This is a genomic window from Comamonas trifloxystrobinivorans (assembly GCF_043359985.1).
GTDB lineage: Bacteria > Pseudomonadota > Gammaproteobacteria > Burkholderiales > Burkholderiaceae_C > Comamonas > Comamonas trifloxystrobinivorans.
Genome location: NZ_JBHZGV010000011.1, coordinates 185,567 through 212,245, shown reverse-complemented (window position 1 = coordinate 212,245; position 26,679 = coordinate 185,567). Strand labels below are relative to the sequence as shown.

Sequence of the window (26,679 nt, the reverse complement as noted above, 5' to 3'; positions counted from 1 at the left end):
ATGTTGCTTGTGAGTGAATCCACACTGTTTAACAATGTCGTTGCGTACGCACTGCATCCTTTGGCGAAAAACCGCCAAGACGAGGTGGTCGTGAGCGCTACTGCCCATCAGCTTCGAATGGAGCGCATTGCAGTCATTGCCGCTGCTTATTTTCAGTGGTTGCCGGAATGCTCAATAACAACGTGGTCTTGTCGCTCCGCAAGCATTTCGCTAGTTTGCAGAGAAGGCTCGCCCAGGCGCTAGTGGGCGAGATCAGAAGAGCAACCGGCTGCAGTCCCTGACTTGCATAAACATGGACAAGGTCAAAACTGAAGGCTTCGGGGCACCCAAGCTGCAGATCTTGCCGTCACAGGCTTAGCTTTTAACAGACGAAGAAAGTTTTTGAAAATGAAGAAGCCGCAAAGAAGCGGCTTCTGGGGCTGGCAAGGGTTGTCGCGTACGGTTTTACTGCCCCATCACCACGCCTTCGCGGCGCGGGTCGGCGCCGCCGAACCACAGCGATTTGCCATGCGCTTCGCCGCGCGAGAGCGCTTGCAGGCCGCTGGTCAGGTTCTGCTCTTTTACCTCGGCGCCGCGCGCGCCCAGCGCTTGCACGGTGGCGGCGGGGAAGCGCTTTTCTTCCATTATGGTGGGGCCGTTGAGGCTGCCGAAGTTGGGCAGGTTGATCGCTTGTTGCGGCATCAGGCCCCAGTTGAGCATGCCGTACAGCGTTTTGGTGGTGTAGTGGATGATCCAGGCGCCGCCGGGGCTGCCGGCGCTCACCAGCAGCTTGTCGCTGGCCTTGTCGAACACCAGCGTGGGCGCCATCGACGAGCGTGGGCGCTTGCCGGGCTCTACCCGGTTGGCAATGGGCTGGCCCTGGGCATCGCGTGGCGCCAGGCTGAAATCGGTCAGCTCGTTGTTCAGCAAAAAGCCGCCAGACAGGCCGCGCCCGGTATTGACCATCTGGCGCGAGCCAAACTGGTCTTCGATGGTGGTGGTCATGGCAATCGCGTTGCCATAGGCATCGACGATACTGATGTGGCTGGTTCCGTATTCCAGCTGGTAGGGCTGGGTGGCGTAAGCGGTTTGCACAGCGCCGGGCTGACCGGGTTGGGCCTGTTTCATGCTTTGCGCGCCTATGAGTTTGGCGCGTTCGGCCAGATAGCCGGGGCGCAGCATGCTGCTCCAGTCGCCGCCGGGGGCTTTCACGAAAGCCGGGTCGGCCACATATTGGTTGCGGTCGGCAAAGGCCAGGCGCGCGGCTTCGGCGTACAGATACAGCCAGTCGGCGCTTGGCAGGCCGTCATTGCCCAAGGGGATTTGCTGGGCCTGGGTGTTGGCCAGAATGCCCAGAATCTGCCCCACAGCAATCGCGCCCGAGCTGGGTGGCGGAAAGCCGCAGATGCGGTAGCTGCGTGCTGGCACTGCATTGGCTTGCGGCGTGTAGTCGCTGCACAGCGCAGCACGTTTCACCGGTTTGTAAGCAGCCAGATCGGCGGCCGTGAGCTTGCCCGGGTTGGTGGCGTGGCCTTGCACTTTTTTGACGATGGCATCGGCCACCGGGCCTTCGAGCAAAGCTTTGGAGCCGTTTTGGGCAATGTCCTTCAAGACGGCTGCGTACTCGGGGTTCTTCAGCACATGGCCTACCGGCCAGGGCTTGCCATTGGCATCGAGAAAATAGCTGCTGGCCAACGGGTCTTGGCCGAGGAACTTCTCTTGCGCGGTCAGCGTATTCAGGCGCGGGCTGACCTTGAAGCCATCGCTCGCCAGGCGAATCGCTGGCTCGAACAGGCTGGCCCAGGGCAGCTTGCCGTGCTCCTGGTGGGCCAGCTCCAACATGCGGATGGCGCCGGGCACGCCCACCGAGCGGCCGCCGACGACAGCGTCGTGAAAAGCCATGGGCTTGCCGTCTTTCATGAACAGGTTCTCGTCGGCCGCAGCGGGCGCTACTTCCCGGCCGTCATAGGCCTCGACCTTGGAGCCTTGGGCGTGCAGCAAAAAGGCGCCGCCGCCGATGCCGCTTGATTGCGGCTCTACCAGGCCCAGTACCAACTGCACGGCAATGGCGGCATCGATGGCGCTACCACCGGCTTTCAACACCTGGTAGCCGGCATCGGTGGCCAAGGGGTTGGCGGCCGCCACGGCGAATTTCTCATTGGCCCAGCCGGGCTTGTCGGTCCAACCTGAGCTGCCTTCGGGCTGGTCTGCCACCTGGGGCGGCTGGTAGTTGAGCGTTGGCGTGCTGGTACAGGCGGCGAGCAGGGCGGCTGCGGCCACGGCGCTCAACTGCCAAGCCCAACGCTTGAAAGGGCGGCGGACGGAATCTGCTTTGGTTGCTGGACGGGCCATGGATGCTGCTCCTCTTTTTAGTGGATCGCAGCATCCTAACGCTTATGCGCGCTGCTCTCCAGACGCTGCATTGTCAGACGGCAAGCCGTCTCTACGCTGCTTGTGGCCCGGCCAGCCGGTCTTGCACCACAAAGCGGGCCTGGGTGCGGATACCGCTGTCAGCACGCAAGGGGTCAACGACGGTGCGCAACTGCGTGGTCCAAAGGCTGGGCGTGATGTCGCAAACGCCGTAACCGCGCTCTTCGCAGCGCGCAAACAGCACTTGCGGATTGCGGGCGACGATGGCGTCCACCTTCGCTTGCGTGGTGCCAGAGTGCGATGTGATCGAGGTGCCGCAAAACTCGCTCGCCACCACGCGGTAGGCGGCATCCACGGCCTCCGGGTTCTCGATGCGGCAGACGTAGTTCTGGTGAATATCGCCACCCAGTAGCACGGTATTGCGTGGCGCGGCCTCGGCAATGGCGTTGATGAGGCGCTGGCGTGCAGCTGGGTAGCCGCCCCAGCTGTCGGTACTGGCGCGGCCATTGGGGTAGTTGCGCTCGCAGAACAGGGTCTGTTGGCAAATCACGTTCCAGCGCTTGCTCTGCGGGCGCGAGCGGGCATTGTTTTGCAGCGCCTGGGCCAGCCAGCGCTCTTGCTCCCAGCCCAGAAAGCTGCGGGTATTGCTCTGCAGATCGGCGCAATCGGCGGGCTTGACCGAGCCTTCGTTCTTCTCACCCGGCATGCGGCAGGCCTGGATATCGCGGTGCTGGCGCGCGTCCAGCACCTGCAGATCGGCCAACTGGCCCCAGGCCAAGGGGCGGTACAGCAGCGGGCTGGAGAAATAGTGCGCCAGCTCTGTGGCGGCCAGTTTTTGCTTGGCGGCCACGGTGGCGCGCAAAGGCATGTTCTCGAAAAACGCCTGGTAGGCGGCCAGGCGCTTGCGGGCAAAGGCGGTGGCATCGCCCACGCCTTGCAGGGCGGCATAATCGTTCTCCACCTCGTGGTCGTCCCAGGTCACCAACCAGGGGCAGTGGGCGTGCATGGCTTGCAGATCCGGGTCGCTTTTGTGCAGCGCGTAGCGGTCGCGGTAGTCTTGCAAGCTGCGCGGGTAGTGCAGCGGGTGCAGGCGCGCCATGCTGGCCAGCTGTTCCAGGGCTCGGGCGTTGCTGCTATTGGCTTTGGGCGATGCGTATTCGTAGATGTAATCGCCCAGAAAAAGCACCAGATCCGGGTTCTCATTGCGCGCGTGGCGCCAGGCGGCATAGTAGCCGTGCTCCCAGCGTTGGCACGAGGCAAACACCAGCCGCAGGTTTTGTACGGCGGCGCCAGCGGCAGGCGCTGTGCGGGTGCGGCCGGTGGCGCTGGTTTGGCCGCTGCAGTGAAAGCGGTAAAAGTACCAGCGCTCAGGCTCCAGCCCCTGGGCATCGACGTGCACGCTGTGGCCCCAGTCCGGGCTGGCCGTGGCTTCGCCTTTGTGCACCAGGTGTTTGAACTGTTCGTCGTGGGCGATTTCCCACTGAACAGTCTGGCTTCGCAATAAGGGCTCGGCGCTGCTGGGCAACAAGCGCGTCCACAGCACGACGCTGTTGCTGGTGGGCTCGCCACTGGCTACGCCCAGGCCAAACAAGGCGTCGCTGACCGGCCAGGGGCTCAGCGGCAGCTCTGCAGCGCGGGCAAGAGGCAGTTGGCTGGCCGCGCCCAAGGCCGCCAGCCATTGCAAATGTTGGCGGCGCGTGATGGTGATGTTGGACTGGGTGTTTGGCGTGGATTGGCGCATGGTGGTGCTGCGTGCGTTTTGAGCAGCATAGCGCGCCGGGCTGCTGCCAACTTTGTCGCGCTGGTAAAGCGTGGACGTCTGCGCTTTGCCCATTGGCCTGCTTGCCTCGCCATGAGCAAACAGGCAAGAAAAAACGCTCCAGCGGAGCGTTTGAATGGTGGGGTGCAGCGCGCGGGCTTGCCGTGTTTACGGCGTTTCTTCTGCGTTGTTTTGTGCTCGCGTGCTGGAGGCCTGGATGTTGGCCGGGTCATCGACGGCTTCGCGCAAGGCCTTGCCGGGCTTGAAGTGCGTCACGCGCTTGGCGGGCACTTGCACGGCTTCGCCACTGCGGGGGTTGCGGCCCAGGCGGGGCTGGCGGTGCGTGATGGTAAAGCTGCCAAAACCGCGAATCTCAATGCGCTGGCCGCGTACCAGCGAGTCTTCGATGGCCTCGAGAATCGTTTTGACAGCCTGCTCCGCATCCCGCTGGGTCAGCTGGTGAAAACGTTCGGCAAGCTCTTCAATCAGATCGGATCGGGTCATACGAATGGGAATCTTCAGTAATCAATATCTACAAAGCATTGGTGGGCGCATTGAGCGCCCACCTTTTGCTGGCAACCGACTATACCAAGCATCGCTTGGCATGGTCGGCAGCAGGGGCCGTCAATTACTTGTCGGCGTCCAGCTTGGCGCGCAGCAGAGCGCCCAGGCTGGTGGTACCAGCGTTTTCCTTGGACGACTGGGCCGACAGCGAAGCCATGGCTTCTTGTTGCTCAGCGTGGTCCTTTTGCTTGATCGACAGGGAGATGCTGCGGCTCTTGCGATCCACATTGGTCACCACGGCGGTCACTTCGTCGCCTTCCTTCAGGACGGAACGAGCATCTTCCACGCGGTCTTGCGAGATTTCGGAAGCACGCAGGTAGCCGACGATGTCGTCGCCCAGGTCGATTTCAGCGCCCTTGGCGTCCACGGTCTTGACCTTGCCGGTCACGATCTGGCCCTTGTCGTTCACGGTAGCGAACGTGGTGAAAGCATCGCTGTCGAGTTGCTTGATGCCCAGCGAGATGCGCTCGCGGTCAACGTCCACTGCCAACACGATGGCTTCCACTTCCTGACCCTTCTTGTAGTTGCGGACAGCAGCTTCGCCAGCTTCGTTCCACGACAGGTCAGACAAGTGCACCAGGCCGTCGATGCCCGAGGCCAGGCCCACGAACACGCCGAAGTCGGTGATCGACTTGATCGGGCCCTTCACGCGGTCGCCGCGCTTGGTGTTCTGAGCAAATTCTTGCCATGGGTTGGCCTTGCATTGCTTCATGCCCAGGCTGATACGGCGCTTGTCTTCGTCGATCTCGAGGACCATGACTTCGACTTCGTCACCCAGCGACACCAGCTTGGAAGGAGCCACGTTCTTGTTGGTCCAGTCCATTTCGGAGACGTGCACCAGGCCTTCGATGCCGGGTTCCAGTTCCACGAATGCGCCGTAGTCGGCAATGTTGGTGACCTTGCCGAACAGACGGGTGCCCGAAGGGTAGCGGCGCGACACGCCCAGCCATGGGTCGTCGCCCATTTGCTTCAGACCCAGAGACACGCGGTTCTTCTCGGTGTCGAACTTGAGGATCTTGGCGGTGATTTCCTGACCGGCTTGCACCACTTCCGAAGGGTGACGCACGCGGCGCCATGCCATGTCGGTGATGTGCAGCAGGCCGTCGATGCCGCCCAGGTCCACGAACGCACCGTATTCGGTGATGTTCTTGACCACGCCTTGAACGATGGAGCCTTCCTTGAGGGTTTCCATCAGCTTGGCGCGCTCTTCGCCCATCGAGGCTTCCACCACAGCGCGGCGGCTCAGCACCACGTTGTTGCGCTTGCGGTCGAGCTTGATGACCTTGAATTCCAGGGTCTTGTTTTCGTAAGGGGTCAGGTCCTTGATCGGACGGGTGTCGATCAGCGAGCCTGGCAGGAAGGCACGGATGCCGTTGACCAGAACGGTCAGACCGCCCTTGACCTTGCCGGAGGTGGTGCCGGTGACGAATTCGCCAGATTCCAGCGCCTTTTCCAGCGACAGCCACGAGGCCAGACGCTTGGCGGTGTCGCGCGACAGGATGGTGTCGCCGTAGCCGTTTTCGATGGAGCCGATGGCCACGGACACGAAGTCACCCACTTGGACTTCGACTTCGCCCTGGTCGTTCTTGAACTCGTCGAGGGGCACATAGGCTTCCGACTTCAGGCCGGCGTTCACCACGACAAAGTTGTGCTCAACGCGCACGACTTCAGCGGTGATGACTTCGCCAGGACGCATTTCGGTGCGTGTCAACGACTCTTCAAAAAGGGCGGCAAAAGATTCAGACATGTATTTCCTTAGACACAGGCAGGTTTCCGTTAGCACTATTGCTATCGTTTCTAAGACTGGCTGTGCAGGTGTGCGGAGGGTTCCGCGGGGTTAAAAGTTAAACAACCCGGCAACCCATGGTGGTATGGAACACACCAGTGGAAGGCAGCCGGGGCCTGCCAAGCTTTGTATCAGGGCAAAAGCGGCGCTTTCAAGAGGATTCTTGCGAGCGGCTTTGCACTGCGGCAAAGGGTTGGCGCTTTTCCCACCAAGACAGCACCTGGGCCACGGCTTCATCGACCGTGGTGTCGGAGTTGTCCAGCAAGAGAGCATCTTGCGCAGCCTGCAAGGGGGCGGTGGCGCGGTTCATGTCGCGCGCATCGCGCGCCTCAAGGTCTGCACGAAGGTCGGCTATTGTAGCCGGTATTCCTTTTTCTATCAACTGTTTATGCCGGCGCTCGGCGCGCTTGGCGGCGCTGGCCGTCAGGTAGACCTTGAGCGGGGCGAGCGGGAAAATCACCGTGCCCATGTCGCGGCCATCGGCCACCAGACCGGGCAGCTGGCGAAAATCGTGTTGCGTCTGCACCAAAGCCTGGCGCACGGCGGGCAGGGCAGAGACGAGCGATGCGTTCATGCCTGCCTCTTCGGTGCGGATGGCCAGGCTGATGTCTTCGCCGTCGAGCAGCACGCGCTGGTCGGGGGTGAACTGAATGTCGAGCTGCGCAATCAGCGCGGCAATCTGGCTGTCGTGTTCGCTGTCGATGGGGATGCCTGCCCGGGTGGCAGCGAGGCCGGTAATGCGGTAGAGCGCACCCGAATCGAGCAGGTGGTAACCCAGCGCCGAGGCCACGGCTGATGCCACTGTGCCCTTGCCCGAGGCGGTCGGGCCGTCGATGCAGATCACCGGCACGCTGCCGGGCACCGGGCGCACGGCCGAGAACAAGGCTTCGAAATAGCCGGGGAAAGTCTTGGCCACGCACTTCGGGTCTTCAATGCGTACCGCCAGTCCGGCCGGGTTGAAGGCTGCCAGCGAGAAGCACATGGCCACGCGGTGGTCGTCGTAGGTATGGATGCTGGCGGGCTTCCAGGCTTCGCGGTTGGCGGGTGGGGTGACGCTGATGTAATCCGCGCCTTCTTCCACGGTGGCGCCCAGCTTGCGCAGCTCGGTGGCCATGGCGGTGAGCCGGTCGGTTTCTTTGACGCGCCAGCTGGCGATATTGCGCAAAGTGGTGGTGCCGTTGGCGTACAGCGCCATGGCGGCCAGCGTCATGGCAGCGTCGGGAATGTGGTTGCAATCCAGATCAATGGCTTGCAGCGGCCAGCTGCCGCGACGGATTTCGAGCCAGTTCGGGCCGCTGATGATGGCAGCGCCCATGGCGCGTGCAGCTTCGACAAAGCGGATATCGCCCTGAATGGATTGCGCGCCCACGCCCAGCACTTTGACCACGCGGTCCACCACCGTGGTGCTGCCTTGCGCATTGGGCTTGCTGCCTTTGCCTGCAGCGATGGCGCCCAGCGCGATGAAGTAGCTGGCCGACGAGGCATCGGCCTCCACATGAATCTCGCGTGGCGACTGGTACTGGCTGCCCGCCGGGATGGTGAAGCGCTGCCAGTTGTCGTTGCGTACCGCAATGCCAAAGCGCTTGAGCAGCTCCAGCGTGATGTGGATGTAGGGCTTGGAGATCAGCTCGCCCACTACCTCAATCGCCACATCCTGCTGGCGCGCCACCAGCGGCAAAGCCATCAAAAGCGCGGTCAAGAACTGGCTGGAGACATCGCCGCGCACGGGGATGGGCGCTTGCAGATGCAGCTGCGCGGCAGTGACGGGGCGCAGGCGCAGCGGCGGGTAGCCTTCGTTGCCCAAATAGTCGATCTGGCAGCCGAGCTGGCGCAGCGCATCCACCAAATCGCCAATCGGGCGCTCGTGCATGCGGGGCACGCCGCTCATCTCAAAATTGCCACCCAGCAAGGCCAGCGCTGCTGTCAGCGGGCGCATGGCGGTGCCCGCGTTGCCCAGAAAGAGGGCGGTGGTGCGGGCGGCCAGCGCAGGCGCCAGCTGGCCGGCAATGCCGGTAACGTGGTAGCTGTTGAGGTGCGCCGGGTCGGTGCTGCGCACCACGGCGCAGCCCAGTTGCTGCAGCGCTTGCAGCATGACCTGGGTGTCGTCCGAATCGAGCAGGTCGTGGATGGTGGTGGTGCCCTGGCTCAGCGCGGCCAGCAGCAGCACGCGGTTGGAGATGCTTTTAGAGCCGGGCAACTGCACTTCGCCATTGGCGCTTTGCAGGGCGGGAATATCTAAAAACGCGGTGCTGAACATGGCTTGCTCTACTGTGTGCGGGCTGCTGGCGCGGTGTGCGTGGGCGCTGGCAGCGGGTTGGGTCAAAAAACTGTGGCGCTACGGTGAGGTAGCGCCACGGCATATTATCGGCCCGAATATCGGCCAGAGGCGGGGCCTGCAGCCAAGGGCGGCGGGCAGGCGCTCAAGCGGCCTTGTTCTTGGCCAGCGATTCGGGCGTGTACAGCTTGCCGGGCTTCCACTGGGCGCGGGTTTCGCTGGCGCTGCGCACCAGTTGCTCTACGGCGGCGGTGTTGTCCGTCATCAGCGCTGCCTCGTAGCGGCCCAGCACATGTTGCAGGTAGTGCACTTGCTTGAGCACTTCGTTGCGGTTGGCCATGAAGATGTCGCGCCACATATTGGGCTCGCCCGCTGCGATGCGGGTGAAATCGCGGAACCCCGGGCCGGCCAGCGACAGAATGCGGTGGCCGTCTTCCTGCGCCAGGATCGCGTTCATGAAAGCCATGGCTATCAGGTGCGGCGCGTGACTGCTGGCGGCCAGCGCGGTGTCGTGCATCTCGGGCGACATGCTGGTGACATGGGCGCCAATGCCGCGCCACAGCGCTTCGGCATTGCGCAGCTGCGCTACCTTGGTCAGCTCGGTGGGTGTGAGCACCACTTGCGCATCTTTGTAGAGCGTGGCGTCGGCGTGTTCCACGCCAGAAACCTCTTTGCCGGTGATCGGGTGCGCAGGCACAAAGCAGCCAAAGCGGTCTTTGAGCGTGCTGCGGGCGGCGTTGACCACATCAACCTTGGTGGAGCCCACGTCCATCACCAAAGTGTCGGGCTGGATCAGGTGTTTGATGGTGCGCAGCGTTGGCTCGGTAGAAGCCACGGGAATGGCGAGCACCACCAGATCGGCGCCCGACACCGCGATCAGCGCCGAGCTGGCCTCTTCGTCGATGGCGCCCATCTGGCGTGCGCGGCTGGTGGTGGAGGGCGATTTGCTGTAGCCCACAACGCGCTTGACCAGCCCGGCCTTTTTGGCAGCCAGGGCAAACGAGCCGCCCATCAGTCCGCAGCCGATCAGGGCCATGTGTTCAAACTTTTTCACCCTTTAACTCCCTACAGGGTAGGCACCGAGCACCTTGTAGAAGGCGCACAGCGCTCGCAGTTCTTCGAGGGCCTTGGCCACATTGGGCTGGGCCGGGTGACCATCGAGGTCGATGTAGAAATAGTATTCCCACTGGCCGGTGCGTGCCGGGCGCGATTCAAAACGCGTCATCGACACGCCGTGCTTGGACAGCGGCACCAGCAAATCGTGCACTGCGCCTGGCCGGTTGGGCACCGACACCACCAGGCTGGTGCAATCTTTGGCCGACGGCTCGGGCATGGCCAGCGTGTGCGGCAGGCAGATGATGGCAAAGCGCGTGCGGTTGTACGCGTCGTCCTGAATCGCGTGGCTGATGATGTGCAGCCCGTATTGCTGAGCAGCGCGCTCGCTGGCGATGCCGGCAAAGTTGGGGTTGAGCGCGGCCAGGCGTGCGCCTTCGGCATTGCTCTCCACCGGGCGGCGCTCGGCGTGCGGCAAATGTTTGGACAGCCAGCCCTGGCACTGCGCCAGCGCTTGTGGGTGCGCGGCCACCACTTCAATGCCTTCGAGCGAATTGGTGGTGCGCATCAGGTTGTGGCGGATCAGCAGGCTCACCTCGCCCACCACATGGCAAGGCGTGTGCAAGAACATGTCCAGCGAGCGCGTTACCACGCCTTCGTTGGAGTTTTCTACGCCCACCACACCAAACTGCGCGCTGCCGGCGGCGGTGGAGTGAAAGACTTCTTCAAAACTGTTGCAGTACTTGATGTCGGCCGCGCCGCCAAAATACTGAATGGCGGCTTCTTCGCAGAAGGTGCCGGCCGGGCCGAGCACGGCCACGCGCTGCGGCGATTCCAGCGCCAGGCAGGCCGACATGATTTCGCGCCAGATGGCCGAAACGTGGGCGGCCTTCAAAGGGCCGGGGTTGGCTTGCTCGATTTTGTGGATGACCTGGGCCACGCGGTCGGGGCGGAAAAACGGCGTGCCCTCGCGCTTTTTCAGCTCGCCGACACGCTCGGCCACCAGGGCGCGCTGGTTCAGCAAGGTCAGCAGCTGGGTATCCAGGTTGTCAATCTGGACGCGCAGTGCGGCGAGTTCGGGGGACGCTTGGGGTTGGATGCTCATGGGTCTGAATGGGCGGGTCTGGCAGCTCGGAGGGCGCTGCCAACCACTAAGAATAGCTCAGGAATGTCTCCGGGTAAAAGATTTTGTGCGGCGCCTCAGGCCTGCTTTTCGAAACTTTGCATGTAATCGACCAGCGCTTGCACGCCTGCCAGCGGCATGGCGTTGTAAATACTGGCACGCATGCCGCCCACCGATTTGTGGCCCTTGAGCTGCAACAGGCCGCGCTCCTTGGCACCGTCCAAAAAGGCCTGGTTCAGCGATTCGTCCTTCAAAAAGAACGGCACGTTCATGCGCGAGCGGCAGTTGTGCGCCACGCGGTTCTCGTACAGCTGCGATCCATCAATGCTGCGGTAGAGCAGCTCGGCCTTGGCGATATTGCGGGCTTCCAGCGCGGCCACGCCGCTGAGCGCGCCTTCTTGCTGGCGCAAGATCCAGTCGAAGGTGAGGCCGGCAATGTAAATGCCCCAGGTGGGAGGCGTGTTGTACATCGACTTGTTGTCGGCCACCAAGCGGTAGTTGAAAGCGCTGGGGCAAACGGCCAGGGCGCGGTCGAGCAGATCGTCGCGCACCACCACCAAGGTCAGGCCGGCCGGGCCCAGGTTCTTTTGCGCGCCGCCAAAGGCCAGGCCCACACGGCTCCAATCCACGCTGCGCGAAGCCACGTGCGAAGAAAAATCGATCACCAGCGGCGCCTTGCTGCCCAGTGCGGCCAGATCGGGCAGTTGCTGAAACTCCACACCGTGAATGGTTTCGTTGCTGCAAATGTGCACGTACTGGGCGCTGTCGCGCAGCTTCCAATCTTTGGCTTCGGGAATCTGGGTAAAGCCCGAGCCCTCGGCAGACGCTGCCGCCGCTGCGTTGCAGAACTTGCCCGCTTCCTTGACCGACTTCTGGCTCCAGCTGCCGGTCACCACAAAATCAGCATCGCCGCCTTGCGACAGGTTCAGCGGCACGATGGCGTTCTCGGCCAGGCCGCCGCCTTGCATGAACAGAATGTGGAAATTCTGCGGCACGGCCAGCAGTTGGCGGAAATCGGCTTCAGCCTTCTCGGCGATGGAGATGAACTCCTTGCCGCGGTGGCTCATCTCCATCACGCTCATGCCGCTGCCGTGCCAGTTCAGCATCTCGGCGGCTGCGGTTTGCAGCACTTCTTCAGGGATGGCGGCCGGTCCGGCCGAGAAGTTATAAGGGCGTTGCATATCAGGCTCGGGGCGCCCGCATGGTGGGCGCAAGTAGCTATAAATAAAGGAGCAATTCAGCGCAGAAAAAGCCATGTCGCAACATGGCTTTTCTGGCGCTTTATTCGGCGGCTGGCGCTTCGCCGGTGTTGTTGTCGCCCTCGGCGCCTTCTGCACCTTCGGCGGCATCACCGTTCTCGTCGGCCTGCGCATCGTTTTCCACGATACGTTGCAGGCCGCTGAGCTTGGCGCCGTCGTCCAGGCTGATCAGGGTCACGCCTTGGGTGGCGCGGCCCATCTCGCGGATCTCGCTCACGCGGGTGCGCACCAGCACGCCGGTATCGGTGATCAGCATAATCTCGTCGTCTGCGCTCACCAAGGTGGCAGCCACCACCTTGCCGTTACGCTCGGATTGCTGGATGGCGATCATGCCCTTGGTGCCGCGGCCGTGGCGCGTGTACTCGCTGATCGAGGTGCGCTTGCCGTAACCGTTTTCGGTGGCGGTCAGCACGCTGTGCATGGTCTCGCGTGGCAGTTCGGCCAGCGCAGCTTCGGCTTCGCGGTCGGCAGTATCCAGTGCGGCACGGGCTTCGTCCACTTGCTGGCGGATGGCTTCGATCTCGCTGCTCGAAGCCTGGGCTTCGGTCAGCTCCTTCTCGCGCGCTTGCAGGCTCTCGAGCAGGTCCTTGGCCTTGCGGGCGTTCACCTCGGCCGGGTGCTGCTCGGCCACCAGCATGGCGATCAGGTTCTGGTTCTCTTCGATGTTCATGCCACGCACACCGCGGGCATTGCGGCCCATGGGGCGCACATCGTTTTCGTCAAAACGCACGGCCTTGCCGCCGTCGCTGAACAGCATCACATCGTGGCGGCTGGCCGTCAGCGCTGCGCCAATCAGCACGTCGCCATCGTCCAGGCCCACGGCGATAATGCCGGCCTTGCGCGGGTTGCTGAACTCGTCGAGCGAAGTCTTCTTGACCGTGCCCATCTTGGTGGCCATGAACACATAGTGGTCGGCCGGGAAGCTGCGGTACTCGCCCGTCAGCGGCAGCACCACGTTGATCTTCTCGTCGTCCTGCAGCGGGAACATGTTGACGATAGGGCGGCCGCGCGAACCGCGCGAGCCGGCCGGCACTTCCCAGACCTTGAGCCAGTACAGGCGGCCGCGGTTCGAGAAGCACAGCAAATAATCGTGCGTGTTGGCGATGAAGAGCTGGTCGATCCAGTCGTCCTCTTTGGTGGCGGTGGCTTGCTTGCCGCGGCCGCCACGCTTTTGCGAGCGGTACTCGGACAGCGGCTGGCTCTTGATATAGCCGGTATGCGACAGCGTCACCACCATGTCGGTCGGGGTGATCAGGTCTTCGGTCGACAGGTCTTGTGCGCTGTACTCAATAGTGGAGCGGCGTGCGCCCAGCTTGGTTTGGCCGAACTCGGTCTTCAAAGTCACCAGCTCTTCGCCGATGATGGTCGACACGCGCTCGGGCTTGGCCAGAATATCCAGCAGGTCTTCGATCAAGGCCATGATGTCCTTGTACTCGGCGACGATCTTGTCCTGCTCCAGGCCGGTCAGGCGTTGCAGACGCATCTGCAAAATCTCTTGCGCCTGGGTTTCGGACAGGCGGTACAGGCCGTCTTGCTGCATGCCGAAATCGACTTCGAGGCCCTCGGGGCGGTAATCGTCAGCGTTCACCACGCCGCCGTCGGCGCGGGTGCGGGTGAGCATCTCGCGCACCAGCTTGCTGTCCCAGCTCTTGGCCATCAGCTCGGCCTTGGCCACGGGTGGCGTAGGCGCGTTGCGGATGATGGCGATGAAATCGTCAATATTGGCCAGAGCCACGGCCAGGCCTTCCAGCACGTGGCCACGGTCGCGTGCCTTGCGCAGCTCGAACACGGTGCGGCGGGTCACCACCTCGCGGCGGTGCTCCAGGAACACCTGCACCAGATCGCGCAGATTGCACAGCTTGGGCTGGCCATTGACCAGGGCCACCATGTTCATGCCAAAGGTGTCTTGCAGCTGCGTCTGCTTGTACAGATTGTTCAGCACCACCTCGGGCACTTCGCCGCGCTTGAGCTCGATCACCAGGCGCATGCCGGACTTGTCGGACTCGTCCTGGATATGGCTGATGCCCTCGATCTTCTTCTCGTGCACCAGCTCGGCCATGCGCTCTTGCAGCGTCTTCTTGTTCACCTGGTAGGGCAGCTCGTCGACGATGATCGACTGGCGCTGGCCCTTGTCGATATCTTCAAAGTGCACCTTGGCGCGCATCACCACCTTGCCGCGGCCAGTGCGATAGCCCTCTTTGACGCCGTTGATGCCATAAATAATGCCGGCGGTCGGGAAGTCAGGCGCGGGAATGATCTCCATCAGATCATCCACCGTGGCGTCGCTGTGGTGCAGCAAATGCAGGCAGGCATCCACCACTTCATTCAGGTTGTGCGGCGGAATATTGGTAGCCATACCCACTGCAATACCGGCCGAGCCGTTGACCAGCAGGTTGGGCAGGCGCGTAGGCAGCACCAGCGGCTCTTGCTCGGAGCCGTCGTAGTTGGGGCCGAAATCGACCGTCTCTTTGTCAATATCGGCCAGCATCTCGTGGGCGATCTTGGACAGGCGGATTTCGGTATAACGCATGGCCGCAGCGCTGTCGCCGTCGACCGAGCCAAAGTTGCCCTGGCCGTCGACCAGCATGTGGCGCAGCGAAAAATCTTGCGCCATACGCACAATGGTGTCGTACACCGCAATGTCGCCGTGCGGGTGGTACTTACCAATCACATCACCAACGATACGGGCACTCTTCTTATAAGGGCGGTTCCAATCGTTGTTGAGTTCATGCATCGCAAACAGAACCCGGCGGTGCACAGGCTTCATGCCATCGCGAGCATCTGGCAGAGCCCGGCCGACGATCACGCTCATGGCGTAATCGAGGTAGCTGCGGCGCATTTCCTCTTCCAGGCTGATCGGCAATGTTTCTTTAGCAAACTGGGTCATAGGTCCTGACGTGATAGACGAAGTACAGCAAGCATTTTAGGCGCAAGGCGATGTTGCATGCTGGCAACATTCTAGGCCCAATGCGCTTTTGTCTTACCCCTGGTGCTACAGATAACTATGGCGATTAGGGCCGCCTATGGCACAATAAGTAAGAACGTTTTTGGTGATGGTCACTGACGACGTCTTGATTCGCAGCGCGGCTGCGGCTTTTTCCCCAAGAGGAGAACCATGAAGAAACTGAACAAAGTGGCGATGTTGTTTGCCTCTGCAGCGCTTGCAACCGCCGCTGGAGCACAAATTAAGGCTGCTGATGGCGGCAAGGTAGTGGACAACTGGCAAAACGGCACCGGCGAGCTGGTCTGGAAGAACGGTACCAACGAACTGTGCTGGCGCGATGCCAACTGGACGCCTGCAACCGCTGCTGAAGGTTGCGACGGCGCTCTGGCTGCCAAGGCTGCTGAAGCTCCTGCTCCTGTGGCACCTTCCACCGCTGCTCCTACGCCTGCTGCTCCTGTGGCTCCTGCAGCTACCGTGCAAAAGGTTACCTACGCTGCTGACGCATTCTTCGACTTCGACAAGTCGGTGCTGAAGCCAGAAGGCAAGGCTAAGCTGGACGATCTGGCTGGCAAGGTCCAAGGTATCAACCTGGAAGTCATCATCGCCGTGGGTCACACCGACTCCGTGGGTACCGATGCTTACAACCAGAAGCTGTCGGTGCGTCGCGCTGAAGCTGTGAAGGCTTACCTGGTGTCCAAGGGCATCGACAAGAGCCGCGTGTACACCGAAGGTAAGGGCGAAAAGCAACCCGTGGCAGACAACAAGACTGCTGCTGGCCGCGCCAAGAACCGTCGCGTGGAAATCGAAGTGGTCGGCACCAAGAAGTAATTCTTCTGCCCTCACACAAAAAAGCCCCAGCAATGGGGCTTTTTTTATGCCTGCGTGCGCCGGCAGATCGTGGACAATCAAGCCCATGAACCAGACAGTGAACGCCGATCCGGCCGAATTGGCCAAGTTTTCCGAACTCGCCATGCGTTGGTGGGACCCGGAGAGTGAATTCAAACCCCTGCACCAGATCAACCCGCTGCGCCTGGAGTGGATCAATGCCATCAGCCCATTGGCAGGCCAAACGGTGCTGGACGTCGGTTGTGGCGGCGGCATCTTGACCGATTCCATGGCTCGCAAAGGTGCCACGGCCACCGGTATCGACCTTGCAACCAAAGCCCTGCGCGTTGCGCAACTGCACGCGCTAGAGGCGCAAACGCCCAACATTACCTACAAAGAAATCGCTGTAGAGACGCTGGCGCTGCTGCAACCCGAGTGCTTTGACACCGTCACCTGCATGGAAATGCTGGAGCACGTGCCCGATCCGGCATCGGTCGTCAAAGCCTGCTACGACCTGGTCAAACCCGGCGGCTGGGTCTTCTTCTCCACCATCAACCGCAACGCCAAAGCCTTTGGCCTGGCCATTGTGGGTGCTGAATATGTACTGCGCATGTTGCCCAAAGGCACGCACGAATACGCCAAGTTCATCCGCCCCGCCGAGCTGGCCAGCTACTGCCGCGCCGCCGGCCTGGTGGTAGAGCACAGCAAAGGCCTGCAGTTCAACCCGCTCACGCAGCGCTACTGGTTGGACGAAGACACCAGCGTCAACTACATGATCGCCACGCGAAAGCCTGCCTGATGCCCATCGCCCAGCTGAAACACCCCATTCGCGCCATCTTGTTCGATCTGGATGGCACCCTGATCGACAGCGCCCCCGATCTGGGCGCCGCAGCAGACCAAATGCGCGTCAGCCGTGGCATGCCCTCGCTGCCCATGGCTGATTACCGGCCCCATGCTGGCTCTGGCGCGCGCGGCATGCTGCGCGTAGCCTTTGGCATGAGCCCGGAAGACGCCCAATTTGCCGATATGCGCGAAGAATTCTTCCAAAACTACGAACGCCGCATGACGCAAGACACCGAAATCTTTGACGGCGTCGAAGAAATGTTGACGAACATTGTTGCGCGCCAGCTGCAGTGGGGCGTTGTAACCAACAAATCCAAGCGCTTTACCGAGCCGCTATCGCGCCAAATGGCCTTGTTTGCCAGCGCTGGCGCTGTTGTCAGTGGCGACACCACGCCGCATGCCAAGCCGCACCCCGAACCTTTGTTTGAGGCCGCACGCCGCATTGGCATTGCGCCCGAGCACTGTGTGTATGTGGGTGATGACGAGCGCGACATCATCGCTGGCAAAGCCGCAGGCATGTACACCGTGGCTGCCGTCTATGGTTACCTGGGCGAAAAGCAGTCGGTTGAGCACTGGCAGGCCGACGATGTCATCGAATCTCCTCGCGAGCTCTTGAAACGCCTGAAACTGGCCTAAAATATCATGCATGGGGCTGTCCTGGTTTCGACGTGGGTTCGGGATCGGTGTGGTGCATGTCGAGCTTGAGTGACGCTCGTAAATCTCCATTCAAAAAACTAACTGCAAACGACGAACGTTTCGCACTCGCCGCTTAAATCCGGTGAGCCTTGCAACAGCACGTTGATGGGCTGGGCAAGGGGGTAGCAATACCTCCAGGCTGCAAGGGAATTTACATCAGCTGGCCGCTTACCGGGTACCTTGGTAAGGGGCGAGATCTAAGGGTACTGGCTTGCTGCAGAGCGTGTGTCTGTGCGCTGCAGCAGGTGAGATCCAAACCAGAACACTAAACATGTAGATCTGCTCGACGAAGGCTGACGGACGCGGGTTCAATTCCCGCCAGCTCCACCATATTTATAAGCTGTTGTTTCTAAAGGGATTTTTAGGGTACTGTTACAGAAACACTGCGGGGAGACACCAGGGGGCACACTCGGAGCCCTCGAATGCTGTCCTCGTCGTACCTTCAAAAATCCCGCAACGGCGTCTATTTCGCGCGGTTTGTCATACCCGCGCCCCAAAGAAGTCCTACCGAGAGTAGGGACTTCAAGCTATCCACCGGCACCAAAGACCCACGCCATGCCAAGAGCACGGCGCGCTATCTGCGTGTCTTGTTCGATAGCTACTTGATGGAAAATGCAACGGTCACGCGCACCAGCGCGATTGCATACCTTCAAGCACGCATGAAAAAGCCAACAACACCGCCCATGCCCTTCGGCGTGAAGATAAAAGGGCAGGGTTTTGATATCGAGTTGACCGACCTTGGCCCGGAGGATGTGGGCAACATGGATGAGTTGATTGAGGGCGTCATGAATGGCGTGGCTCGTACGTCTCTGTCAACAGTGGCTCTTTGGGATAGACCTGCCGAGCCTGCACCCGCACCCCCACCAGTCCAAGAAGTTCATGCCCCTACTATCAACGAGCCAGGACGCCTATCACCCGCTGCGTCAAAGACCGTTGGGCGACTGGTCAAAGAATATTTGAAGTACGAGGAAGAGCGGGCGACCGAGAAGGAGATCGGCGTCAAGAAGGTTCCCCAAGTTCGTACACGCCTCAAACCCTTCATTGACCGTTTCAGCGCCCGGCATGTGGGCACCCTCACGCCCTTGGATTTGGAGCAGTACCGGAAAGACCTTGCGTACTACCCCAAGAACATCGACAAGTTGCCCGCTGCTGCCGGGCATCCTTTCGATACGCTCATCAAACGGGTACGCGCCAAGACCCTGTTGGGGCGAGATGGCCAACCAGCCCAAACCATCACGCAAAACACCTTGGATGGTTATTTGACGGTGGCGGCAAACTTCCTTGAGTTCTGCAAGCGTCAATACGCGGTCAACCCCTCATTGCTGGATGGCTTCAAGGTCAAAACGACCCAAGCCCGAAAGGGCGTCACGCGCCGCGCCTTCAATCAAAACGAGCTTCAACAAATATTTGGCTCAGACTATTACCGTGACGGCTTATACAACCGAAGCTATCAATATTGGATTATCCATCTGGCCGCATTCACGGGTGCCCGAGTCAATGAGCTGTCACAACTGACGACCAGTGACATCAAGCAAGATGATGAAGGGCTATGGTATTTCAATATCACCGCAACGGAAGATGATGGAAAAACGGTCAAGAACGAAGAGAGCCGCAGAATTATCCCAGTCCATCAGAAACTGATTGAACTGGGTTTTATTGAATACGTGGAAGCTAAAAGGGCGGAGGTTGAAGAAGCTGGGAATCCTATCAACCTTTTCGACCTGAATAAGGCGAAGGCCGATGGCTATGGTAAGGCTGCCAGTCAGTGGTTCAACACAAAATATCTTCGAGATTATTTGAAGGTCGATGATAAGAATGTGGTGTTCCATTCCTTCCGCCATCGCTTCATCAGTTCTCTGGCCCAAGCCATCTTGGACGCCTCTGGTTTATCGGAAGAGACGGCCAATAAAGAGCGAATCCCCGAGGCTTTGATTCTCCGTCGTCTGGCGGGTCATTCTGTGGCGCATTCAATGACCGCAGGCCGAGGACAATTTGACGTTCACACCGACACCTATACCGGAGCGTTTTCTATCAAGAGCATGAAGCGGGTAATTGATAGGTTGGACTATCCGGGGGTGGAATTCTATCCGTATCAGATGCCCGATGATGGTGTGAAGAAGCGGATGAAATCCTAAGAAAAATTAGACATTGAAAGTTGCATTTGGTTGAAAAGATATTTTGATTTGAATATACTGTGTTGAGTAGGAGTTCAACACATGCGGATAATCAATACTTTTTTAGCTTTCTGTCAAAAACGTATTTCTCTGATAAAGGAAATTCTCGTGACAAAGGTAACGTTGGACGACGGTGGTAGTGGATTTTCTTTTGATCTTTCAAAGTTAACTGCTGTTGGTGTGGAGGGCGCTAATCTTGTTCTTTTTGTTGAAGGAATTGGCAAAATTCGATTGCCTATGACTTCAAGGAATTTTCAATTCTTCATTCAGCAGATGGGGGTTTATTCGAGTTTGGCCACCGCCGCTCTTCTGGGAGATGGCCCCGCTGTCCCTTCTTCTCGCTAGTTTTCAATCCTGACGGATTGGGTAGAAATACTGGCATCTTCAAAAGCCCTTGGCTTGTCTTTCTGACCCATCGCCCACGCCTGCTTTAATACCTCATATGCCCTTGGGTCGGTCGCCGCTAATTTGAGCAGCGCACCGCCAAGGGCATATTTTCTGGCGTCAGAATTTTTTCTCGCAGTCTCAGACACCTTGGCGATAATTGCAGCTTTCTCCGCTTCGAGTTGGCTTAGTTTCTTTTTCATGGCATTTATACTTGTCATGCTATATTTCTCCTTTTGCTCCGTTAAATTAACATTTTCTTTTTGATTCTGCTAATATATATATGGTGACTGAGCAGAATATATTATTTAGACATACCCCCATAAAAGCCCCCTGCAAGGGCTCACCTATGCATTTCCTGCGGAAATGCGTTCGCCAAGGGCTGCGCCCCTGGACCCCAGCGCGTCGCGCCCTTTTTGGGAGGGGTTATGTCTAATCTTGCCACTTGGTTTAATCCCTCTCTCCAAGTCATGCAGCGGTCTAAGGGGCGCAGTGCTGTCGCTGCTGCTGCTTATCGTTCCTGCACCTTCTTGCATGACGAGAGGGTAGATATACAGCATGACTACCGTAAAAAAGGCGGTCATGTTTCCACCGAGCTATTTGGCGTGGAAGGTCTCAAACTAGGGATGGAGGATATTGGCACGCTATGGAATGCCGCCGAGAAGGCAGAGAATCGGAAAAACTCAGCAGTCGCACGCGAACTAATGGTTCCTCTGCCTCACGAATGGACAGATGAACAGCGCCTTTTGTGTGTTCGTGGTTTATCTGAAATGCTGGTATCTCGCTATGGTGTGGCCGTAATGGCATCTATCCATAGACCTTCTGAGGGAGATAACGACCACGTGCATATCATGTTCACGACAAGAGAGGTAGATTCCCAAATGAATTTTGGGAAGAAGACCCGCATTCTGGATGATATGAAAACTGGCGAAGTCTCAAAACTCCGGGAAGAAGTTTGCCGGGTCGTGAATGAGCATGCCAAGGCCAACGGTTCAGACTGGTATGTCTACGCAGGGAAGTTTTCAGACGTTGATGCCTCTCATATTCCAACCAAGCATATCCCCATAAACTCCACTCAGGAATTTAGAGGGTTGATGGAAGTTGAGAACAAGGAAATTATTGAAGCCCGCGCCGAGTTAAAGCGAATAATGACTGAATCGCAACAGGTGACCAGTCAATTAAATTTGGCTTTGGAGGCAATCGCTACCGAAGCGAAAAAAGAACCCATAGCGCCAATCATTGAACCCGTAGTTCCATCGACCGAAGTTATCAATGGTGTGCCTGACTGGGTGGCAACTTCGTCCCCATTCTCTGAACCTACCCCTCAAAAGCCAACCCCTAAAAAAATACAAGATGTGAAGGCTGATGCCAGCCCTTCACCGCTATTCATCTCGCTAGATTACAGACATGCTTATCAAGAGGTGAGGAAAGCATATACCAAGCGTAACGAGGTAAGGGATATTGCGAGAGCTTGGATTGAAGAACTGAAAGAACTTGAAGATGACCCGCCAAGTCCTGGCGCTCGTATTTTTGCGAAGGTAGTGAAAGGACTTGGGCTTAGAGACACTGTAAGTATCTATGAAGAAAAAATCGCCAAGGCGCACGAGCAATTAGCAAAGTGCAAAAAACACGATGAGCGTTTGACGGGAATCATCAATGACCCGGAACGCAAGAGAAAATATCTTGAGTGGCAGCAATGGCCGGAGCACCGGATGAGGGTGGAGGAATACGAGGCGACATTACCGGATGCTCCCCGTAGGAGTCAAAAGCCTTTGGCAAGTAATTTGAAGAATCCATCTACTGGTTCACCTCAACCCGTGCTAATTATTCCTGAACCTTGGAGGTGACCAGCATGTGCTGATTGGATAGATGAAGTATTTTCTTGAGATATCAAATGGAATATTGACGGAATTTTTGTGAAATGTTATAATAATAAAGAATTTTTCTCTATATAAAATGCCTAAGTATGTCCCAGCTTACTGATAAATATTTTGATGTAAAAAAAGCAGGCCAGTTGGTCTATTACTTTCTGAGCAAAGCTGGTGAGCGAAAAGGTAATATAACCAAGCTTCGATTGGCTAAATGGCTGTATCTTGCGGAGAGAAATTCGTATAAGGAGTTCGGTGAGCCAATGATAGGAGATAGGCTTGCTGCAATGAGGCATGGTCCAGCAACTTCAGAGTTGGTTGCTATCATTGAAGGTAAGAGCCGAAAATTCGATGCGAATATTTACAAGGACATAATTTCTGTTGTCCGAGAGAATGGGCATCAATATGTGAAGTTGGTGCCGGAGTGCCCGTATAAGTCTATCGATGACTTGGATAGGTTTAGTGAGGCAGAGATAGAATTGCTTAACTCTATATGGAATGAGTATGGGCGGTGGTCTGCTGTAAGGCTTGAAAAGCATTTGCATGATACAAAATTCTTTCCTGAATGGAATTGGAAAGAAGGTGATGGAACAAATTGGATTGATATCGAGACTATTTTACGTGTTGTAGGGTTTTCTCAAGATGATATCGGGCCAATGGTTGATAATATATTGGCATTCAGCTTGGCGGATAATGATAATTTTTCAATCCAATGAGTTCCCTGCCAATAGCTGCAAGTGTGCCGGTGGTTGTGGCCGGTGCAACAATGCTCATCCCCAGTGGGGGTAAAAATCATCTATTCGTGGTTGTTTACAATCCAAGGGTTGTAAATGGTGTTCAAAAAGTCCTACTTGTTCCGTTTGAAACAATAATTCCTAAATGTGATAACTCATGCTTAATAAGCGCAGGAGAGCATCCATTTATTAATCATTCATCTTATATGGGTTATCCCCATGCTAGGAGTGAGCTGCTAAATCATGTTGTTCAGTGTTTGAGCAATGGGAGTTATGGGGCAAGTTACCCTCCTGTCTCTAATGGACTTCTCGCAAGAATTCAATCAGGATACTCTTCGACTAAGAGGGTGCCGCGCTTTATTAAAAGTGATTGGCCATAGTTTTTGACTATATAATATTTGAATGGGCCGCCTTTGGGTGGCTTTTTTATTTGCAAAATTTCGCTTTTGAGGGATTTTTTTGATGGAGGTGTGGTGTTAAATATATTTGACAGAAACTTGATGTTGCATTCTTAGGGGGAGTAGGAGTGTTCCGGTAAAGGTATTGCCTTGGGAAGAATAGGAGTACTCCGACAAAAGTATCACCCTGATATCAATTGTTTGTTTTGATGGCGTTCTTGATTAGCTTAAAAAGTTTTGCTATTTTGGTTAAACAAGGATTTGAACTATGAAAAATGCAACTAAACGCCGTAAGCAAGCGATGCGAGAAGCAACCTCTAATGTGGCCTTTAATATCAAATTGGCAAAAATTCAACAGGAGTTGGATGAGGAAAATATGAAGGAAATGGATAGGATGGCCGATGCTTTGGGGATTGAAAGCTGCTCAGACTATGTGAATAGAAAAATGGAAGAAGATAGGCGCAATGGTTTATGTGCCTGTCATAGAAAGAATTAAAAAAGGCCGGTTTATACCGGCCTTTTGCTTTTAACTTGCTTTTTGTTTGATGAATTGTTATCTTGATTGGGCAAAGAAAAAGCCCCGCATAGGGCGGAGCTTTTATATCGCATCTCATTCAGACCGGGCTGCGATATCGGACACATAATCATGATACTAATTAATCATCCATTGTCAAGTAAACAGGTCGGCATGAAAGCCGACAATGTCAAATAAGCATTCAGCAACGCTTAAAAGCCCAAATCGGGAATACATACGTGTAACCATGGCATCACGCCTTATGGCGGGCTTTTACGACCAAAACAAGCGCAACCTTAAAGGTTCATCCGTTATAGGCTGTGGAAGATGGAAAGCCTACGGACGTGATTCGACCACCGCAGAGATACAGGTTGACCAGGATGGAGCCCGGTTTGATGGCCATTTCATATGCGGGAATGTGTGGACTTGTGACCGTTGCGCCCGTGCTCGTGTATCTCAATCACGTTCATGGATACGTGCGGCCTTTATTCCATCCCTAGAATTGCATCAATTAAGCGCCGCCATGATGACTTTTACTATGGCGCACACTTACCATGGTGATTGGAAAGAGTCAATCGACAAGTTGCACGACGCCTATAAGCTATTCGACAAAAACATGTCTAGGCACTATAAGGCCATCGGTAGTATGGGAAAACTCAAAAGCTTAGAAGCCCCCGTAGGAAAAAATGGTATTCATGGTCACTTCCATATACTTTTAACCTATGGAGCAGACATAGATATGTCAGCCTTTGAGGCGACGGCCCGTAAAGAATGGAATAAAGCGGTTAAAAAGGTGGGTGGTCAATGTAATGAGCACGGCTTTGACATCAAATTAAACGCGGCGGCAGACTATTTGGCAAAGCACGACCTAGCGCATGAAATTTCCAGCCACGACACTAAGGCAGCTAGGGAAAAAGGTTCATCCCTATCGCAGCTATTAGACCGGGCAGCACGGGGCGATAAAAAATCATCCGCCGAATGGCTCAGAGCTATTGAAGCCCTGCAAGGCCGTAGGCGCTTCCATGCTGGTGATATCGCCTCTAAGTTGGGCATTCCAACATGTTCGGAATGGGAGGACGAAGAGCATCAAACCGAGCTTATGGAGCATAACGCCAACGCCCCAGAGCCCGTAAAAATCACTTATCCGCTACGTGACCACCTAAGAGCAACCGCTATTGACCATCCAAGGTTTGGATTGGCGCTTATATTGCGTGCGGCAAGGGGCGGAGACGCTGAGAAGGTATGGTCTATCGTCAAGAAGCTTTGCGATGAGTATGACGCATTTAGGCGAGCACAAGCCATAACGCCTGAGCAACAGATAGAAGAAAGGCTATTTGCTGAGGTGGGGAAAGATTTGAACTTTGACTAGGCCAATTGCGGAATTGAACCCGCGTCCGCAGTTTGGCACCCGCACAGGCGATTGACAGGGGGGACACCAAGGGCGACACTTTGGGGGCACACTGCCAACCTCCCTTGGAAATCTCAAACGTAGTGGAGTTTTGTTGCAGCGCTCTAACTTGCTGAAAACAAACAGCTTTTTGGTAGGGGAGACACTCTCAAAGTGTCAAAATCTGGCTCCCGCCAGCTCCACCATTACACTGTCCTAAGGCGTTCATTGAAGTCCAATGAACGCCTTTTTTCTTTGTTAAATCAATCACTTGCAGTCCTATTTGGTCCAATGACGTCCCATGGAAGCCAAGTGTTGACCGGGGAACGTATCGGGGAACAAATCCCTGTAAAGTGTGCGTAACGGGGGCTGTTCCCCGGTTTGCCTGTTCCCCACCTGGAGACTTGGACATGTTGACCGACAAGCAATGCAAAAACGCCATCTGCCCACCCGATAAGAAGCGAGCGCGCTTCACTGACTCGCTTGGTCTGTACCTGGAGGTCAGCCCATCTGGTTCCAAGCGGTGGTTCTGGAAAACGTACTTTGATGGCAAAGAGGGGCGAATGGCGCTCGGAAGCTATCCCACTCAAAGCTTGGCCGATGCGCGCAAGGCTCGCGATATCGCCAAGTTGAAGAAGGCGGATGGCGTTGATCCCGTTCAAGAACGTAAGCTTGAGAAGCTGAAGGGCTCCAGAAGTGGCGGAGACACCTTTCAGGCCATTGCGCTCGAATGGCATGGCCGACAGGTTGATCAATGGAGCGACACCCATGCAGGTCGCACCAAGCGCCAATTGGAGCGTGATCTATTCCCTTGGATTGGTGACCGGCAAATGACCAGCATTGAGCCAATGGAGTTGCTGGCGACACTTCAAAAAATTGAAGAGCGTGGCGCCATGGAGACGGCAGATCGGGCCTTGATGCTGTGCCGTCAGATTTGGCGCTACTGGTTGCCCACGGCGGGGAACACTCAGCGTGATATCACCGTTGGGTTGAAGAACCGACTGACGCCGTACCGGGGAACAAACTTCCCAGCCATTGTTGAGCCAAAGCGGTTTGGCGAATTGCTGCGGGCAATGCATGTCTACAAAGGCAGTCACACCGTACGAACTGCGCTTTTGCTGGCACCTTTGCTGTATCAACGGCCTGGAAATTTGCGTGCTATGGAATGGGCTGAGGTGGACCTCGATGCCGCTCTTTGGACAATCCCTAGTATGAAAATGAAGCGCACAAAGACCGAAAAAGAGCAGGGTGAGCCGCATGCGGTTCCATTGCCAACACAGGCCGTAGAGCTGTTGCGAAACCTGCAAGCGTTGACGGGACGTGGCACCTACGTTTTCCCAGGACAGCGTGATCATGAAAGGCCGATGTCCGATAACTCGGTTCGCAGCGCGCTGTATTCACTAGGGTTTGGAACGGAGCAGTCATGGCATGGCTTTCGAGCCAGCGCCAGGACAATGCTGGTTGATCAGCTGGATCTCGATCCTTTGGCTATTGAAGCCAATCTGGCGCACGCGGTCAAAGACTCCAACGGGCGCAGCTATAACCGGACTCAGTATCTGAAAAAGCGGTACGACCAAGTGCAGATGTGGGCAAATTACCTTGACCGGCTGCGTTTGGGCGCGGAGGTTGTTCCTTTGGTGCGACAGGCGTGATTCTCTGGCGAACGAACTGTGAACGCGGATAGCTGAGTTGGATAGCGTGCCGCAGGCGAATTGACCGGTATGCAGCGGTTGCTGTCAGTCGT

At 57.2% G+C, this 26,679-nt stretch carries 20 protein-coding genes and 1 other RNA gene; 11 read left to right on the top strand and 10 right to left on the bottom strand.

The genetic code is table 11. From position 1 onward, the window contains the following. Positions 1–444 precede the first annotated feature (444 nt). The 9 genes from ACFIQF_RS15315 to gyrA form a co-directional block, all read right to left on the bottom strand. Positions 445–2,331, bottom strand: a complete 1,887-nt coding sequence (locus tag ACFIQF_RS15315; protein ID WP_393944125.1) for a gamma-glutamyltransferase family protein — start codon at positions 2,329–2,331, stop codon at positions 445–447. A gap of 91 nt (positions 2,332–2,422) precedes the next feature. Next, the gene (locus ACFIQF_RS15310) at positions 2,423–4,090 is read right to left on the bottom strand and encodes an alkaline phosphatase D family protein (protein ID WP_393944196.1); all 1,668 of its coding nucleotides are present in this window, start codon (positions 4,088–4,090) and stop codon (positions 2,423–2,425) included. Between the two features lie 186 nt (positions 4,091–4,276). Next, the gene (locus tag ACFIQF_RS15305; protein ID WP_393944123.1) at positions 4,277–4,612 is read right to left on the bottom strand and encodes an integration host factor subunit beta; all 336 of its coding nucleotides are present in this window, start codon (positions 4,610–4,612) and stop codon (positions 4,277–4,279) included. A gap of 124 nt (positions 4,613–4,736) precedes the next feature. Next, positions 4,737–6,419 (bottom strand): 30S ribosomal protein S1, encoded by a 1,683-nt coding sequence (rpsA, locus tag ACFIQF_RS15300; RefSeq protein WP_393944122.1) that lies wholly within the window; start codon positions 6,417–6,419, stop codon positions 4,737–4,739. A gap of 190 nt (positions 6,420–6,609) precedes the next feature. Next, positions 6,610–8,715, bottom strand: a complete 2,106-nt coding sequence (locus ACFIQF_RS15295; RefSeq protein ID WP_393944195.1) for a bifunctional 3-phosphoshikimate 1-carboxyvinyltransferase/cytidylate kinase — start codon at positions 8,713–8,715, stop codon at positions 6,610–6,612. Positions 8,716–8,878: 163 nt separating this feature from the next. Continuing rightward, positions 8,879–9,769 (bottom strand): prephenate dehydrogenase, encoded by an 891-nt coding sequence (locus tag ACFIQF_RS15290; RefSeq protein ID WP_393944193.1) that lies wholly within the window; start codon positions 9,767–9,769, stop codon positions 8,879–8,881. A 21-nt stretch (positions 9,770–9,790) separates the two neighbouring features. After that, on the bottom strand, positions 9,791–10,891 hold the full coding sequence (gene pheA, locus ACFIQF_RS15285; protein WP_393944120.1) for a prephenate dehydratase: 1,101 nt from the start codon (positions 10,889–10,891) through the stop codon (positions 9,791–9,793). 95 nt (positions 10,892–10,986) lie between these two features. Further along, positions 10,987–12,090, bottom strand: a complete 1,104-nt coding sequence (serC, locus tag ACFIQF_RS15280) for a 3-phosphoserine/phosphohydroxythreonine transaminase (RefSeq protein WP_393944119.1) — start codon at positions 12,088–12,090, stop codon at positions 10,987–10,989. Positions 12,091–12,190: 100 nt separating this feature from the next. Further along, positions 12,191–15,055 (bottom strand): DNA gyrase subunit A, encoded by a 2,865-nt coding sequence (gyrA, locus tag ACFIQF_RS15275; RefSeq protein ID WP_393944117.1) that lies wholly within the window; start codon positions 15,053–15,055, stop codon positions 12,191–12,193. Positions 15,056–15,283: 228 nt separating this feature from the next. On the opposite strand from gyrA, the gene ompA reads away from it, so the two are divergent. The 6 genes from ompA to ACFIQF_RS15245 all read left to right on the top strand — a co-directional run bounded on the left by ompA (position 15,284) and on the right by ACFIQF_RS15245 (position 19,995). Then, a complete protein-coding gene (ompA, locus tag ACFIQF_RS15270; protein WP_393944115.1) occupies positions 15,284–15,940 on the top strand; it encodes an outer membrane protein OmpA in 657 nt (218 codons plus the stop codon). A gap of 85 nt (positions 15,941–16,025) precedes the next feature. Next, positions 16,026–16,736: a bifunctional 2-polyprenyl-6-hydroxyphenol methylase/3-demethylubiquinol 3-O-methyltransferase UbiG gene (ubiG, locus tag ACFIQF_RS15265; protein WP_393944113.1), complete on the top strand. Its 711-nt coding sequence runs from the start codon at positions 16,026–16,028 to the stop codon at positions 16,734–16,736. Then, positions 16,736–17,416 carry an HAD-IA family hydrolase gene (locus tag ACFIQF_RS15260; protein WP_393944111.1) on the top strand — a complete coding sequence of 227 codons (681 nt, stop codon included), beginning with the start codon at positions 16,736–16,738 and terminating at the stop codon, positions 17,414–17,416. The genes ubiG and ACFIQF_RS15260 overlap by 1 nt, the downstream gene beginning before the upstream one ends. Positions 17,417–17,428: 12 nt before the next feature. Beyond that, positions 17,429–17,806, top strand: a transfer-messenger RNA (tmRNA) gene (ssrA, locus tag ACFIQF_RS15255). 92 nt (positions 17,807–17,898) lie between these two features. After that, positions 17,899–19,611, top strand: coding sequence for a DUF6538 domain-containing protein (locus ACFIQF_RS15250; protein WP_393944109.1), 1,713 nt, complete (start codon positions 17,899–17,901; stop codon positions 19,609–19,611). An 81-nt stretch (positions 19,612–19,692) separates the two neighbouring features. Further along, the gene (locus tag ACFIQF_RS15245) at positions 19,693–19,995 is read left to right on the top strand and encodes a hypothetical protein (protein WP_172727711.1); all 303 of its coding nucleotides are present in this window, start codon (positions 19,693–19,695) and stop codon (positions 19,993–19,995) included. Here ACFIQF_RS15245 and ACFIQF_RS15240 read toward each other — a convergent pair. After that, positions 19,992–20,255 (bottom strand): hypothetical protein, encoded by a 264-nt coding sequence (locus ACFIQF_RS15240; RefSeq protein ID WP_393944107.1) that lies wholly within the window; start codon positions 20,253–20,255, stop codon positions 19,992–19,994. The two genes, ACFIQF_RS15245 and ACFIQF_RS15240, sit on opposite strands and share 4 nt — an antisense overlap. A 207-nt stretch (positions 20,256–20,462) precedes the next feature. On the opposite strand from ACFIQF_RS15240, the gene ACFIQF_RS15235 reads away from it, so the two are divergent. The 5 genes from ACFIQF_RS15235 (at position 20,463) to ACFIQF_RS15215 (ending at position 26,587) form a co-directional block, all read left to right on the top strand. Next, positions 20,463–21,881 (top strand): MobA/MobL family protein, encoded by a 1,419-nt coding sequence (locus ACFIQF_RS15235; protein WP_393944105.1) that lies wholly within the window; start codon positions 20,463–20,465, stop codon positions 21,879–21,881. Between the two features lie 119 nt (positions 21,882–22,000). Then, on the top strand, positions 22,001–22,618 hold the full coding sequence (locus tag ACFIQF_RS15230) for a Panacea domain-containing protein (protein ID WP_393944104.1): 618 nt from the start codon (positions 22,001–22,003) through the stop codon (positions 22,616–22,618). Positions 22,619–23,302: 684 nt separating this feature from the next. Beyond that, the gene (locus ACFIQF_RS15225) at positions 23,303–23,530 is read left to right on the top strand and encodes a hypothetical protein (RefSeq protein ID WP_334189740.1); all 228 of its coding nucleotides are present in this window, start codon (positions 23,303–23,305) and stop codon (positions 23,528–23,530) included. A 205-nt stretch (positions 23,531–23,735) separates the two neighbouring features. Further along, a complete protein-coding gene (locus ACFIQF_RS15220) occupies positions 23,736–24,917 on the top strand; it encodes a hypothetical protein (protein WP_393944102.1) in 1,182 nt (393 codons plus the stop codon). A 428-nt stretch (positions 24,918–25,345) separates the two neighbouring features. Further along, entirely contained in the window at positions 25,346–26,587 is a 1,242-nt protein-coding gene (locus ACFIQF_RS15215) for a tyrosine-type recombinase/integrase (protein WP_011805660.1), read from the top strand. The last annotated feature ends 92 nt before the right edge of the window (positions 26,588–26,679 follow it).

Bases quoted from the DNA above. Each gene is read 5' to 3' on its own strand.
- rpsA (WP_393944122.1), bottom strand. From the start codon at position 6,419: ATGTCTGAATCTTTTGCCGCCCTTTTTGAAGAGTCGTTGACACGCACC.
- ACFIQF_RS15240 (WP_393944107.1), bottom strand. From the start codon at position 20,255: ATGACAAGTATAAATGCCATGAAAAAGAAACTAAGCCAACTCGAAGCG.
- gyrA (WP_393944117.1), bottom strand. From the start codon at position 15,055: ATGACCCAGTTTGCTAAAGAAACATTGCCGATCAGCCTGGAAGAGGAA.
- ACFIQF_RS15230 (WP_393944104.1), top strand. From the start codon at position 22,001: ATGTCCCAGCTTACTGATAAATATTTTGATGTAAAAAAAGCAGGCCAG.
- ACFIQF_RS15290 (WP_393944193.1), bottom strand. From the start codon at position 9,769: ATGGCCCTGATCGGCTGCGGACTGATGGGCGGCTCGTTTGCCCTGGCT.
- pheA (WP_393944120.1), bottom strand. From the start codon at position 10,891: ATGAGCATCCAACCCCAAGCGTCCCCCGAACTCGCCGCACTGCGCGTC.
- ACFIQF_RS15295 (WP_393944195.1), bottom strand. From the start codon at position 8,715: ATGTTCAGCACCGCGTTTTTAGATATTCCCGCCCTGCAAAGCGCCAAT.
- ACFIQF_RS15245 (WP_172727711.1), top strand. From the start codon at position 19,693: ATGCGGATAATCAATACTTTTTTAGCTTTCTGTCAAAAACGTATTTCT.
- ACFIQF_RS15310 (WP_393944196.1), bottom strand. From the start codon at position 4,090: ATGCGCCAATCCACGCCAAACACCCAGTCCAACATCACCATCACGCGC.
- ompA (WP_393944115.1), top strand. From the start codon at position 15,284: ATGAAGAAACTGAACAAAGTGGCGATGTTGTTTGCCTCTGCAGCGCTT.
- ACFIQF_RS15305 (WP_393944123.1), bottom strand. From the start codon at position 4,612: ATGACCCGATCCGATCTGATTGAAGAGCTTGCCGAACGTTTTCACCAG.
- ACFIQF_RS15315 (WP_393944125.1), bottom strand. From the start codon at position 2,331: ATGGCCCGTCCAGCAACCAAAGCAGATTCCGTCCGCCGCCCTTTCAAG.
- ACFIQF_RS15250 (WP_393944109.1), top strand. From the start codon at position 17,899: ATGCTGTCCTCGTCGTACCTTCAAAAATCCCGCAACGGCGTCTATTTC.
- serC (WP_393944119.1), bottom strand. From the start codon at position 12,090: ATGCAACGCCCTTATAACTTCTCGGCCGGACCGGCCGCCATCCCTGAA.
- ACFIQF_RS15220 (WP_393944102.1), top strand. From the start codon at position 23,736: ATGTCAAATAAGCATTCAGCAACGCTTAAAAGCCCAAATCGGGAATAC.
- ACFIQF_RS15215 (WP_011805660.1), top strand. From the start codon at position 25,346: ATGTTGACCGACAAGCAATGCAAAAACGCCATCTGCCCACCCGATAAG.
- ACFIQF_RS15235 (WP_393944105.1), top strand. From the start codon at position 20,463: ATGTCTAATCTTGCCACTTGGTTTAATCCCTCTCTCCAAGTCATGCAG.
- ACFIQF_RS15225 (WP_334189740.1), top strand. From the start codon at position 23,303: ATGAAAAATGCAACTAAACGCCGTAAGCAAGCGATGCGAGAAGCAACC.
- ACFIQF_RS15260 (WP_393944111.1), top strand. From the start codon at position 16,736: ATGCCCATCGCCCAGCTGAAACACCCCATTCGCGCCATCTTGTTCGAT.
- ubiG (WP_393944113.1), top strand. From the start codon at position 16,026: ATGAACCAGACAGTGAACGCCGATCCGGCCGAATTGGCCAAGTTTTCC.